Here is a 10,709-nt window from a genome sequence, read left to right on the forward strand (position 1 = left end):
CGATGACGAAGTCTCTGTTCAAGGTCCGTGTGCGGTATCGGGCCGGATACGGGGGCTCGCAGCGACGAAGTCGCGGTTCAAGGTACCTGTGCGGTATCTGACCTGATTCAGACACCGCGCCATCGGCGCAGGTTGTTTCAACGAGGCGGAAAATTCGGGCGAGCGGCCACCTTGCGGCAGCTGAAAGCGGGCGCGAGCGCTTGCATGGATGTGACGGGAAGAAATTCAAACTGACACTCCTTTGGCTTGGGCTTTTTCAGTGCAAAGCCTCTTTTTTCTTGAATGTAATTGTTTTTTACAATTATTTCGACTTTTGATAAAAATTTGAAGTGAAGTGAACCCTGGTTTCTGAGGCATGTCAAATGCATCCAAGTCGATTGAAAACCAAGCCTTTGCTGACCGCCTGCGCCTGGCCCTTAAAGGCATTGGTATTCGGCCATCGCCGACACTTTTGGCCAACGAATTCAATCTGCGCTACTGGGGCAAAAGCATCACGTCACACACGGCCCGTAACTGGCTGCTTGGCAAGTCCATCCCCATGCAAGACAAGTTGCGGGTGCTGGCCGAGTGGTTGCACGTGAGCGCCGACGAGCTGCAAGCGCTGGCCGTGGCGGCTTCGGTGAAGGTGCGCGGGTGAATGACCAATGCGGGCGCTTGCGCAGCACGTTGCTGACTAACACGCTGAATCAAGGTCTCTGGGTGGACAAAACTTTGCGCGTCAGACAAAATTCATTCATGAAAGCAGTTTTATCCCCCATCGTGTCCGAGTTTGCAACGCAAGAAGAGGCCATTAGCCACGACCAATGGTTTCGCGCCAAGGTTAAGGAGGCGCTTGATGATCCGCGCCCCAGCGTGCCGCACGACGAAGCCATGGCACGGGTTGAGCGTCTGCTGGCTGAAAAAAGGCAAGCGCGTGCTGTCGGTTAACTGGAAGCTGGACGCACAGGACGACTTGGTCAAGATCATTGACTACATTGAACAGCGCAACGAGCTGGCAGCGCGCGAGTTGCATGAAACCATCATGCGTGCTGCAGAAAATTTGCCACTCATGCCCTATGTATTTCGCCCTGGTCGTGAGCCAGGTACGCGTGAGTATGTCGTTCATCCAAACTACATTCTTGTTTACCGCGTGGGCAATGAAATCATCGACGTGCTGCGCGTTTTGCATTCCCGTCAAAAGTACCCTTGAAACCCAAGCTAAACAGCTTTGAGAGGGCGCGGATGATCGGTGCGGCAGCCGTGCTTTATCCGTGCAAAATTGGCGCATGCGCCCACCACCCGCAACACCGCCCGGCAATCAAGCCGCCAAACCCCTGACGGCTCCGCAAAAGGCCTTGCGCAAGCTCGGGCTGGTGCGGCCGATTGACCTGGCGCTGCACTTGCCGCTGCGCTACGAGGACGAAACCCGGCTGGTGCAGTTGCGCGATGTGCGCGAGGGCGATGTGGCGCAGGTCGAGGGCAGGGTGACCCATGCCGAGGTCAAGCTCGGCGGGCAGCGGCAATTGCTGGTCACGCTCGATGACGGCACCGGCACCTGTTTGTTGCGTTTTTTCAGTTTTTACCCGTCGCAGCAGCAGGCGCTGGCGGTGGGTAAGCAGATTCGGGTGCGCGGTGAAATCAGGGGTGGTTTTGCCGGGCTGACCATGATGCATCCGGTGGTCAAGCCCGCTGGCGCTGAGCTGGCCACCGCGCTGACGCCAATCTACCCCACGGTGGCGGGCCTGCCGCAAGCCTATTTGCGCCGGGCGGTGCAGGCCGGGCTGGCGCGCGCCGAGCTGGCCGACACCGTGCCTGCGCAGTATTTGCAAGAGATTGACCTGCATCCGTCGTGGCAACTGCGTCAGGCGCTGTTTTTTTTGCACAACCCGACGCCGGATGTGTCGCTTGACACGCTGCAAGACCACAGCCACCCGGCCTGGCAGCGGCTCAAGGCCGAGGAGCTGCTGGCGCAGCAGCTTTCGCAGCTGCAGGCGCGCCGCGCCCGAGCCCGCTTGCGCGCGCCGGTGCTGACCGCAGCGGGTGCTGGCAGTTTGCTTGAACGCCTGTTGGCGGCGTTGCCGTTTCAGCTCACCGCTGCGCAGCAGCGCGTGGTGGCCGAGATCAGCCACGACATTGCCCGCCCGGTACCCATGCACCGGCTGTTGCAAGGCGATGTCGGTGCCGGCAAAACCGTGGTGGCCGCGCTGGCCGCCGCGCAGTGCATGGACGCAGGCTGGCAGTGCGCGCTGATGGCGCCCACCGAAATTCTGGCAACCCAGCACTTTGCCAAGCTGGTCGGCTGGCTGCAGCCGCTGGGCGTGACCGTGGCCTGGCTCACCGGGAGCCAAAAAGCCAAGGAGCGGCGCGAGATGCTGGCGCTGATCGCCAGCGGGCAAGCCGCCCTGGTGGTGGGCACACACGCGCTGATTCAAACCAAAGTGCAATTCAAGCAACTGGCGCTGGCCATCATCGACGAGCAGCACCGCTTTGGTGTGGCGCAGCGCCTGGCCTTGCGTGACAAGCTCGCGTCAAGGGAAAGTGAATCCGATGCCGAACTGAATCGTCATCACGAGCCAGCCGTACCTGGCGCGATACCGCACACGGACCTTGAACAAGGAAGCCGTCACTGCGAGCGTAGCGCGGCAGTCCATGCAGTCCGGGGAGATGGATTGCTTCACTGCGTTCGCAATGACGGCTACTGTCGCAATGACGTGGGTGTTCATGGAGTGCGAAGCGCGGCGAGCCAGGACTTGCTTGAGCACGCGCTGGAGCCGCACCTGCTGATGATGACGGCCACGCCCATTCCGCGCACCCTGGCCATGAGCTATTACGCCGACCTGGATGTGTCCACCATTGACGAGCTGCCGCCCGGGCGCACGCCCATCGTCACCCGGGTGGTCAACGAGGCGCGCCGCGACGAGGTTATCGCCCGCATCAGTGGCCAGCTGGCGCAGGGACGGCAAATTTACTGGGTTTGTCCGTTGATCGAGGAAAGCGAGGCGCTGGACCTGCGCAATGCCACCGAAACCCATGCCGAGCTGAGTGCCGCGCTGCCTGGCGTGCAGGTGGGCTTGCTGCATTCGCGCATGCCGGTGGCCGAAAAAAATGCGGTGATGCGTCTGTTCACCAGCGGTCAGATTGGTGTGCTGGTGAGTACCACGGTGATCGAGGTGGGTGTGGATGTGCCCAACGCCTCGCTGATGGTGATCGAGCATGCCGAGCGCTTCGGCCTGAGCCAGTTGCACCAGTTGCGTGGGCGCGTCGGGCGCGGCGCCGCTGCCTCGGCTTGCGTGCTGCTGTATGCCACTGGCGACGCGCCGCGCCTGGGTGAAACGGCGCGCGAACGGCTCAAGGCGATGGCAGAGACCAACGATGGTTTTGAGATTGCCCGGCGCGACCTCGAGATTCGCGGCCCCGGCGAGTTCATGGGCGCGCGCCAGTCGGGCGATGCCATGCTGCGTTTTGCCGATGTGACCGAAGACGCTGCGTTGCTGGCTTGGGCCCGCCGCCTGGCGCCGTTGTTGCTGGACCAGCACCCGGCATTGGCCGAGCAACATGTGCGGTGCTGGCTGGGCGGCAAGGCGGACTATTTAAAAGCGTGACGCGGTTAGCGGAAGTGCTCGCGCCGTCGCTGGTCGGCAACAAACTCTTCCAGGTCGGGATCCATCGCATTGCGCGACGAAATAATGCCAATGGCTTTGCCATCTTCGACCACGGGCACATGCCGAAAACCGTGTTCTTGCATGATCACCAGGGCATGTCCATAGCACTGGGTCGGCCCGAGGGTTTTAGGCTCGGTGGTCATGACATCTCGCAACACGGTGGTTTTTGGGTCGTGCGCCAGGGCAATCACGCGAAACACCACGTCACGCTCGGTAAAAATGCCGATCAATCGGTGGTCTTCAATCACCAGCACGGCACCCGCATTATGGGTGGCCATCAGGCGCGCTGCCTGGCTGACCGTGTCAGTGGGCGCTGCGGTGATGAATTTCTTGCGTTCCATAACGCTGCGGATGGGTAGATCGAACATGGTGAACCTTTCTCTGCACATGCTAGCAAGGTCAGCCATGATTTCATTGATGCAAATCAACCTCATTCTCAATCTGAAAGCCGCGTATGCTTGAGTGCCTATGCCAAAACTGACCCAAGCCCCCAACGTCGCGATCGCCACCCTGTGGGCTGATGCGCTCAAGGTCGAAGGCATTGATGCCAGCGTGCAGCGCCAGTATTTGAGCGGCGTCGCCGGTGAATTGCCGCCCGACCAATGCCTGCCCGAGGTCTGGATTCAGGACGCGGCGCAGGAAGCGCGCGCACGTGAAACCTTGTACCACTTGCAACACGTGCCACAGCGGCGCTGGCAATGTGGCTGTGGTGAACTGGTGGAAGGCGGTTTCGAGCAGTGCTGGGCCTGCGGTGCCTGGATGCCACGTTAAGAACACTCTGGGTGAAAATAGCGCCATGACCCTGACCGAACTCAAATACATTGTGGCGGTGGCGCGCGAGCGGCACTTTGGCAAGGCGGCCGAGGCCTGCTATGTGTCGCAACCCACCTTGTCTGTCGCTGTAAAAAAGCTCGAAGAAGAACTCGAGGTGAAGCTGTTCGAGCGCAGCGCCAATGAGGTCACGGTGACGCCGCTGGGCGAAGAAATCGTGCGCCAGGCGCAAAGCGTGCTGGAGCAGGCCAGCGCCATCAAGGAGATTGCCAAGCGCGGCAAAGACCCCCTGGGTGGGCCGCTCACTTTGGGCATCATCTACACCATTGGCCCTTATTTGTTGCCCGATCTGGTGCGCCAGATGATTGCGCTCACGCCGCAAATGCCCTTGATGCTGCAGGAAAACTTTACTGTCAAGCTGCTCGAGATGCTGCGTACCGGTGAAATTGACTGTGCCATTTTGGCCGAGCCGTTTCCCGATGCCGGACTGGCCATCGCGCCACTGTACGACGAGCCGTTCATGGCAGCGGTGCCGTACAACCATCCGCTGGCGGCCAAAAAGCAGGTGACCAGCGAGGAATTGAAAAACGAGACCATGTTGCTGCTCGGCAGCGGCCATTGTTTTCGTGACCATGTGCTGCAAGTCTGCCCCGAGTTTGCCCGTTTTTCCAGCAACACCGAGGGCATTCGCAAGAGTTTTGAGGGCTCGTCGCTGGAAACCATCAAGCACATGGTGGCCGCCGGCATGGGCGTTACCCTGGTGCCGCGCCTGAGTGTGCCCAAGGAAGCCCTGGCGACCAAAGCCAGGCGTCATGAAGATGCCTATGTGAAATACCTGCCCGTGGCTGACCATGAAGGTGCAAAGCCGCCAACGCGCCGGGTGGTACTGGCATGGCGACGCAGCTTCACCCGCTACGAGGCCATTGCGGCGCTGCGCAACGCCATTTATGCTTGCGAGTTGCCGGGTGTGCGACGCCTGTCCTGACGGCCTGGATTTTGGAAATAAAGAGAAAGATGGAGCCTCATGCAGTGGCGTAAAAAATTCAATTTGTATCTGGCCTTGATCCGCTGGGATCGCCCGGCCGGCTGGCTGCTGCTACTGTGGCCGACGCTGAGTGCGCTGTGGGTGGCCGCTGGCGGCTTTCCGGGCTGGCATTTGCTCGGCGTGTTTGTGTTGGGCACGATTTTGATGCGCAGCGCGGGCTGCTGCATCAACGACGTGGCTGACCGCGACTTTGACAAACACGTCAAGCGCACGGCGGCGCGGCCGGTGACCACCGGCGCGGTCTCGGTGAAAGAAGCGCTGGCCGTGGGCGCTGTGCTGGCGCTGTTGGCCTTTGCGCTGGTGCTCACCACCAATGCCGTCACGGTCGGCTTGTCGGCAGCTGCGCTGGCCGTCACGCTGGCTTACCCGTATGCCAAGCGCTATGTGTCGATGCCGCAGGCGGTACTGGGCATTGCCTTCGGCATGGGGATTCCGATGGCCTTTGCCGCCGTGCGCGGCGACTTGCCGCCGCTGGCTTGGCTGCTGATGCTGGGTAACCTGTTTTGGGTGTTGGCCTACGACACCGAATACGCCATGGTGGACCGTGATGACGATCTGCGGCTGAGCCTCAAGACCTCGGCCATCACACTGGGCATGTGGGATGTGCCGGTGGTCATGCTGTTTTATTTGGCATCGATCAGCATCTGGACGCTGGCACTGATGGATTTTGTGCCGGGCGTGCCTTTTTACATTGGCATTGCCGTGGCGCTGGCCCAGGTGGCGTGGCATTTCACGCTGATCCGCACACGTACCCGCGACGGCTGCTTCAAGGCTTTTCGGCTCAACCACTGGCTGGGTTTTGCCGTGTTTGCCGGCATTGCTGCCAGCTATGCCTTGCAATAAATAGATCAGGCAGCACCAAACTCGTTACCGAGCTCCCTGGCGCGTTCGCGGGCGGCGTACATGGCATCGATGAAGATGGCGCGTACGTCGTTGTCTTCCATACTGGAAATGGCCGCGAAGGTGGTGCCACCCTTGGAGGTGACGCGCTGGCGCAGCACTTGGGGTGAATCGGCAGAGGTTTTGGCCAGGGCGCTGGCACCGGTAAAGGTGGCGATGGCCAGTTGCTGTGCCTGTTCGCGGCTCAGGCCCATCTCGGTGCCCGCAGTGATCATGGCTTCCATGAAGTAAAACACGTAGGCCGGGCCCGAGCCCGACAAGGCCGTGACCACGTCGAGCTGGTCTTCGGCATCAAGCCAGAGAGATTCGCCCGTGGTGGCGACCACCTGTTCCACAAAATCCTTGTCGTTGGCCGTGACGCTGGCGCGGGCAAACAAGCCGGTCATGCCCTGGCCAACCAGCGCCGGGGTGTTGGGCATGGCGCGCACGACGCGCTCGGTGCCCAACCAGGCGGCGATGCTGTCGCTGCGGATACCGGCGGCCACGCTCAAATGCAAGCCGCCCAGCACATGCGGGGCAGCAGCCAGTGCCGCCTCCTTGAATATTTGCGGCTTGACGGCCCAGACCAGCAGCGGCGCATCCAGCAGAAAGTCACCCGCTTGCGGGTGGGCAGTGATGCCAAAGCTGGCCTGCAGCTTGTCGCGGGCCTCGGCCAAAGGTTCGACCACGTCAATCAGTTCGTTGGGGAGCCCCTGTTTGATCAGGCCACTGATGAGGGCGCTGGCCATGTTGCCTCCGCCGATGAATGCGATTCGTTTGCTCATGGATGGTGTGCAGAGGTCAATCCGCGCTGAGTTTGTAAAGGCATCAAGTCTAATCAAAAGTCAGGGCCGGTCGCTTTTACAGGTTGATTGGCAGCACGGTTTGCCGCACCGCGTGTTCCCAGCGCGCCATCAACTCGGCGGCGCGATGGGCTGCCACCGTAGGCTCGAAACGGCGCTCGACTTGCCACAGGCTGCCAAGTTCTTCGGTGCTGCGGTAAACCCCGGTGGTCAGCCCGGCCAGGTAAGCCGCGCCGAGTGCCGTGGTTTCAATCACGGCAGGTCGCACCACCGGGATGCCCAGCAAGTCGGCCTGAAACTGCATCAGCAGGTCGTTCACGCAGGCGCCACCGTCCACCCGCAGCTCCTTGACGGCTGTACCGCCAGCGGCCACCGCGTCGCGGCTCATGGCTTGCAGCAGGGCGGCGCTCTGAAAGGCAATGCTTTCCAGCGCCGCCCTGGCAATGTGTGCCAGCGTGCTGCCGCGGCTCAAGCCGGTGATGGAGCCGCGCGCCTCGGGCTTCCAGTAGGGTGCTCCCAAGCCAGTGAAGGCCGGCACTACCATCACGCCGCCCGCATCGGGCACGCTTTCGGCCAGCGCCTGCACCTCGGCGCTGCTGGGGATGGCTTTCAGGCCATCACGTAGCCACTGCACCACGGCACCGCCTACGAATACGCTGCCTTCCATGGCAAATTCGGGCTGCGTCGTAGTTTGGGCTGCGCTGGTGGTGATCAGGCCGTTGGCAGATGTTTGAAAGCGGTGCCCGGTGTGCATCAGCATGAAGCAGCCGGTGCCGTAGGTGTTTTTCACCATGCCCGGCGCAAAGCAGGCCTGGCCAAACAGGGCGCTTTGCTGGTCGCCTGCGACGCCGCCAATCGGGATGGCTGCACCCAGCAGGTCGGCGCTGACTTCGCCATACAGCGCGCTGGACGGCTTGACGCCGGGGAGTAAGTTCGCTGGGATGTCCAGCGCCTGCAACAGCTCGTCGTCCCACTGGTTGCTGTGCACATTGAACAGCATGGTGCGCGCGGCGTTGCTGACATCGGTGGCGTGCACTGCGCCATGCGTGAGCTGCCAGATCAGCCAGCTGTCGATGGTGCCAAAGGCCAGCTCGCCGTTTTCGGCTTGCTGTCGTGCACCCGGCACCTGGTCCAGCATCCATTTGAGTTTGGTGCCGGAAAAATAGGCATCTACCAGCAAGCCCGTTTTGGCCTGAATGCTGGCCGCCAGGCCGCGTTCGCGCAGTGCAACGCAGGTGGGTTCGGCGCGCCGGTCCTGCCAGACGATGGCGTTGTGAATTGGCAGGCCCGTGGTGCGGTGCCAGACCACGGTGGTTTCGCGCTGGTTGGTAATGCCCAGGGCGCGCACCTCGCGTGCTGTGATACCGGCCTTGGTCAAGGCCTCGCGGGCAGTAGCCAGCTGCGTGCGCCAGATTTCCAGCGGGTCGTGCTCGACCCAGCCGGGTTGCGGGTAATGTTGCGTGAGTTCTCGCTGGGCTTGGGCAACCACTTGGCCTTGCCCGTTGAAGACAATGCTGCGTGAGCTGGAGGTGCCCTGGTCAAGGGCGAGCAAATAAGTCATAGCGATACCTTGTAAATAACTTCGGCTTCGGCCAGCAGGCCCGGGAAAGGCTCTGGCGGGGGCGCGTCGGTAAACAAGCGGTCAATCTGGTTCAGGTGGCCGACTTCCACCATGGCAGGCCGGTTAAATTTGCTGCTGTCAGCGGCCAGCCAGACTTCGCGCGCCTGGGAAATGATGGTTTGCGACACCTTGACTTCGCGAAAGTCGTAGTCACGCAAGGAGCCGTCGGCTTCGATGCCAGAGATACCGATGATGGCGATGTCCACTTTGAACTGGCGTATGAAATCCACCGCAGCTTCTCCCACGATGCCTTGGTCGCGGCCCCGCACCACGCCGCCGACCACAATGACTTCGCACTTCGGATTGGCGCTCAGGATGGTGGCCACGTTGAGGTTGTTGGTGATCACGCGCAAGCCGCTGTGGTGCAGCAGGGCGCGCGCAATGGCCTCGGTGGTGGTGCCAATGTTCAGGATCAGGGCACAGTCGTTGGGTACCTCCGCAGCAACCGCCCGTGCAATCCGGTTCTTGCCTTCTGCATACAGGTTTTCACGCTGGCGGTGGGCAATGTTTTCGATGGTTGAGCCGGGCACCCTGACACCGCCGTGAAAACGCGTGAGCAATCCCTCGTCGGCCATGCGCTGGATGTCACGTCGGACTGTTTGCAGGGTCACCCCCAATTTTTCAGCCAGATGTTCGACCGTCACCGAGCCTTGAGCCTGCACGGTGGCAAGCAAGTTGAGCTGTCTTGGGTTGGGTTTCATTGGGTGTATTTTGGCTGAATCAATTCGAAGCCCTGACTTTAAAACGAATCAAAAAGAATATTTATAGGGTAAATACCGATAAAAAAAGAATTAAAACGAACAATAATTCGAAGCAATAGGAAATTCATGACGAATGACATCGCATTAGTAAAGGTCGCAAGATGGATTTGATGCTTGAAGGGATCGGCAAACAGGTGGGTAGCCAGACTTGGCTTTATGACATGAGTTTGCAGCCGTGCAGCGGTGCGGTGACGGTCTTGTTGGGGGCAACCCAAGCTGGCAAAACCAGTTTGATGCGCATCATGGCCGGTCTCGATGTGCCGAGCCATGGCGAGGTCAAGGTCGATGGTCGCAGCGTGGTGGGGGTGCCGGTGCGCAAACGCAATGTGTCGATGGTTTACCAGCAGTTCATTAATTATCCCTCCATGAAGGTGCGTGACAACATTGCTTCGCCGCTGAAATTGAGCGGTGAAAAGAACATTGAGCAGCGCGTGAATGCCTTGGCTGAAAAACTGCACATCGAGATGTTTCTGGAGCGTTACCCGGCTGAACTCTCGGGCGGGCAGCAGCAGCGGGTGGCACTGGCACGCGCGCTGGCCAAAGGTGCGCCTTTGCTGTTGCTCGATGAGCCCTTGGTGAATCTGGACTACAAGCTGCGCGAAGAGTTGCGTGACGAACTCAGTGCCTTGTTTGCCGAGGGTGGCTCCACCGTGATCTACGCCACCACCGAGCCCGGGGAGGCACTGCTGCTGGGCGGCTACACCGCGGTAATGGATCAAGGTGAACTGCTGCAATACGGGCCCACCGCCGAGGTTTTTCAGAAACCGAAGTCGTTGCGGGTGGCGCGCGCCTTCAGCGACCCACCCATGAATTTGTTGCCAGCCCACGCAAGCGCAGCAGGCATCGAGCTCAATGGTGGCCCCCTTTTGCCTGTGACATTGCCGGTGACACTATCCGCAACAGCATCCGACAAGTTGACGGTAGGCCTGCGTGCCAGTGCGCTGCGGGTGCATCAGCAGGAGGGTGATGTGGCTTTGCCCGGCAAAGTCGAGCTCGCGGAAATCTCTGGTTCTGACACCTTTGTGCACTTGGAGTCGCTGGTCGGCGACGTGGTGGCGCAGCTCACCGGCGTGCACTACTTCGAATTGGGCGCGCAGGTCACCTTGTACCTCAGTCCGGCCCAGGTTTATATTTTTGATGACCACGGGATGCTGTTGCTGGCGCCCGTGCGCGGCGGAGGGCGTTGAC

General features: G+C 60.8%; 12 protein-coding genes. 8 read left to right on the forward strand and 4 right to left on the reverse strand.

From position 1 onward, the window contains the following. Window positions 1–355 precede the first annotated feature (355 nt). The 4 genes from IBX54_RS03625 (at window position 356) to IBX54_RS03640 (ending at window position 3,581) form a co-directional block, all read left to right on the forward strand. Window positions 356–637 (forward strand): hypothetical protein, encoded by a 282-nt coding sequence (locus IBX54_RS03625; RefSeq protein ID WP_296541301.1) that lies wholly within the window; start codon window positions 356–358, stop codon window positions 635–637. Between the two features lie 98 nt (window positions 638–735). Then, window positions 736–927, forward strand: a complete 192-nt coding sequence (locus tag IBX54_RS03630) for a stability determinant (protein WP_296541332.1) — start codon at window positions 736–738, stop codon at window positions 925–927. Then, entirely contained in the window at window positions 836–1,189 is a 354-nt protein-coding gene (locus tag IBX54_RS03635) for a type II toxin-antitoxin system RelE/ParE family toxin (protein ID WP_296541333.1), read from the forward strand. Before IBX54_RS03630 ends, IBX54_RS03635 begins: the two co-directional genes overlap by 92 nt. A gap of 76 nt (window positions 1,190–1,265) precedes the next feature. Further along, entirely contained in the window at window positions 1,266–3,581 is a 2,316-nt protein-coding gene (locus tag IBX54_RS03640; RefSeq protein ID WP_296541302.1) for an ATP-dependent DNA helicase RecG, read from the forward strand. 5 nt (window positions 3,582–3,586) lie between these two features. Here IBX54_RS03640 and IBX54_RS03645 read toward each other — a convergent pair whose 3' ends face one another. Continuing rightward, window positions 3,587–4,009 carry a CBS domain-containing protein gene (locus IBX54_RS03645; protein WP_296541303.1) on the reverse strand — a complete coding sequence of 141 codons (423 nt, stop codon included), beginning with the start codon at window positions 4,007–4,009 and terminating at the stop codon, window positions 3,587–3,589. 100 nt (window positions 4,010–4,109) lie between these two features. Here IBX54_RS03645 and IBX54_RS03650 point away from each other — a divergent pair, with 100 nt between their 5' ends. From IBX54_RS03650 to ubiA, 3 genes are read left to right on the forward strand one after another with little or no spacing between them, the layout of a single operon-like run. After that, window positions 4,110–4,412: a DUF2007 domain-containing protein gene (locus IBX54_RS03650; protein WP_296541304.1), complete on the forward strand. Its 303-nt coding sequence runs from the start codon at window positions 4,110–4,112 to the stop codon at window positions 4,410–4,412. Between the two features lie 25 nt (window positions 4,413–4,437). Further along, window positions 4,438–5,397: a LysR substrate-binding domain-containing protein gene (locus tag IBX54_RS03655; protein WP_296541305.1), complete on the forward strand. Its 960-nt coding sequence runs from the start codon at window positions 4,438–4,440 to the stop codon at window positions 5,395–5,397. A gap of 39 nt (window positions 5,398–5,436) precedes the next feature. Next, window positions 5,437–6,300 (forward strand): 4-hydroxybenzoate octaprenyltransferase, encoded by an 864-nt coding sequence (gene ubiA / locus IBX54_RS03660; RefSeq protein ID WP_296541306.1) that lies wholly within the window; start codon window positions 5,437–5,439, stop codon window positions 6,298–6,300. A 5-nt stretch (window positions 6,301–6,305) separates the two neighbouring features. On the opposite strand, the gene proC is transcribed toward ubiA, so the two are convergent. The 3 genes from proC to IBX54_RS03675 form a co-directional block, all read right to left on the reverse strand. Further along, on the reverse strand, window positions 6,306–7,121 hold the full coding sequence (gene proC, locus IBX54_RS03665) for a pyrroline-5-carboxylate reductase (RefSeq protein ID WP_296541307.1): 816 nt from the start codon (window positions 7,119–7,121) through the stop codon (window positions 6,306–6,308). Between the two features lie 76 nt (window positions 7,122–7,197). Next, entirely contained in the window at window positions 7,198–8,700 is a 1,503-nt protein-coding gene (glpK, locus tag IBX54_RS03670) for a glycerol kinase GlpK (RefSeq protein ID WP_296541308.1), read from the reverse strand. Further along, window positions 8,697–9,461, reverse strand: a complete 765-nt coding sequence (locus tag IBX54_RS03675) for a DeoR/GlpR family DNA-binding transcription regulator (protein ID WP_296541309.1) — start codon at window positions 9,459–9,461, stop codon at window positions 8,697–8,699. The genes glpK and IBX54_RS03675 overlap by 4 nt, the downstream gene beginning before the upstream one ends. Before the next feature lie 161 nt (window positions 9,462–9,622). Between IBX54_RS03675 and IBX54_RS03680 the strand changes: the two genes are divergently transcribed. Further along, the gene (locus tag IBX54_RS03680; protein WP_296541310.1) at window positions 9,623–10,708 is read left to right on the forward strand and encodes an ABC transporter ATP-binding protein; all 1,086 of its coding nucleotides are present in this window, start codon (window positions 9,623–9,625) and stop codon (window positions 10,706–10,708) included. Window position 10,709: the final 1 nt, after the last annotated feature.

It is taken from the genome of Rhodoferax sp. (assembly GCF_014859475.1).
GTDB lineage: Bacteria > Pseudomonadota > Gammaproteobacteria > Burkholderiales > Burkholderiaceae_C > Rhodoferax.

What these genes read in the sequence shown, in the direction of transcription:
- IBX54_RS03625 (WP_296541301.1), top strand. Translation starts at nt 356, where the DNA reads ATGTCAAATGCATCCAAGTCGATTGAAAACCAAGCCTTTGCTGACCGC.
- IBX54_RS03630 (WP_296541332.1), top strand. Translation starts at nt 736, where the DNA reads ATGAAAGCAGTTTTATCCCCCATCGTGTCCGAGTTTGCAACGCAAGAA.
- IBX54_RS03635 (WP_296541333.1), top strand. Translation starts at nt 836, where the DNA reads ATGATCCGCGCCCCAGCGTGCCGCACGACGAAGCCATGGCACGGGTTG.
- IBX54_RS03640 (WP_296541302.1), top strand. Translation starts at nt 1,266, where the DNA reads ATGCGCCCACCACCCGCAACACCGCCCGGCAATCAAGCCGCCAAACCC.
- IBX54_RS03645 (WP_296541303.1), bottom strand. Translation starts at nt 4,009, where the DNA reads ATGTTCGATCTACCCATCCGCAGCGTTATGGAACGCAAGAAATTCATC.
- IBX54_RS03650 (WP_296541304.1), top strand. Translation starts at nt 4,110, where the DNA reads ATGCCAAAACTGACCCAAGCCCCCAACGTCGCGATCGCCACCCTGTGG.
- IBX54_RS03655 (WP_296541305.1), top strand. Translation starts at nt 4,438, where the DNA reads ATGACCCTGACCGAACTCAAATACATTGTGGCGGTGGCGCGCGAGCGG.
- ubiA (WP_296541306.1), top strand. Translation starts at nt 5,437, where the DNA reads ATGCAGTGGCGTAAAAAATTCAATTTGTATCTGGCCTTGATCCGCTGG.
- proC (WP_296541307.1), bottom strand. Translation starts at nt 7,121, where the DNA reads ATGAGCAAACGAATCGCATTCATCGGCGGAGGCAACATGGCCAGCGCC.
- glpK (WP_296541308.1), bottom strand. Translation starts at nt 8,700, where the DNA reads ATGACTTATTTGCTCGCCCTTGACCAGGGCACCTCCAGCTCACGCAGC.
- IBX54_RS03675 (WP_296541309.1), bottom strand. Translation starts at nt 9,461, where the DNA reads ATGAAACCCAACCCAAGACAGCTCAACTTGCTTGCCACCGTGCAGGCT.
- IBX54_RS03680 (WP_296541310.1), top strand. Translation starts at nt 9,623, where the DNA reads ATGGATTTGATGCTTGAAGGGATCGGCAAACAGGTGGGTAGCCAGACT.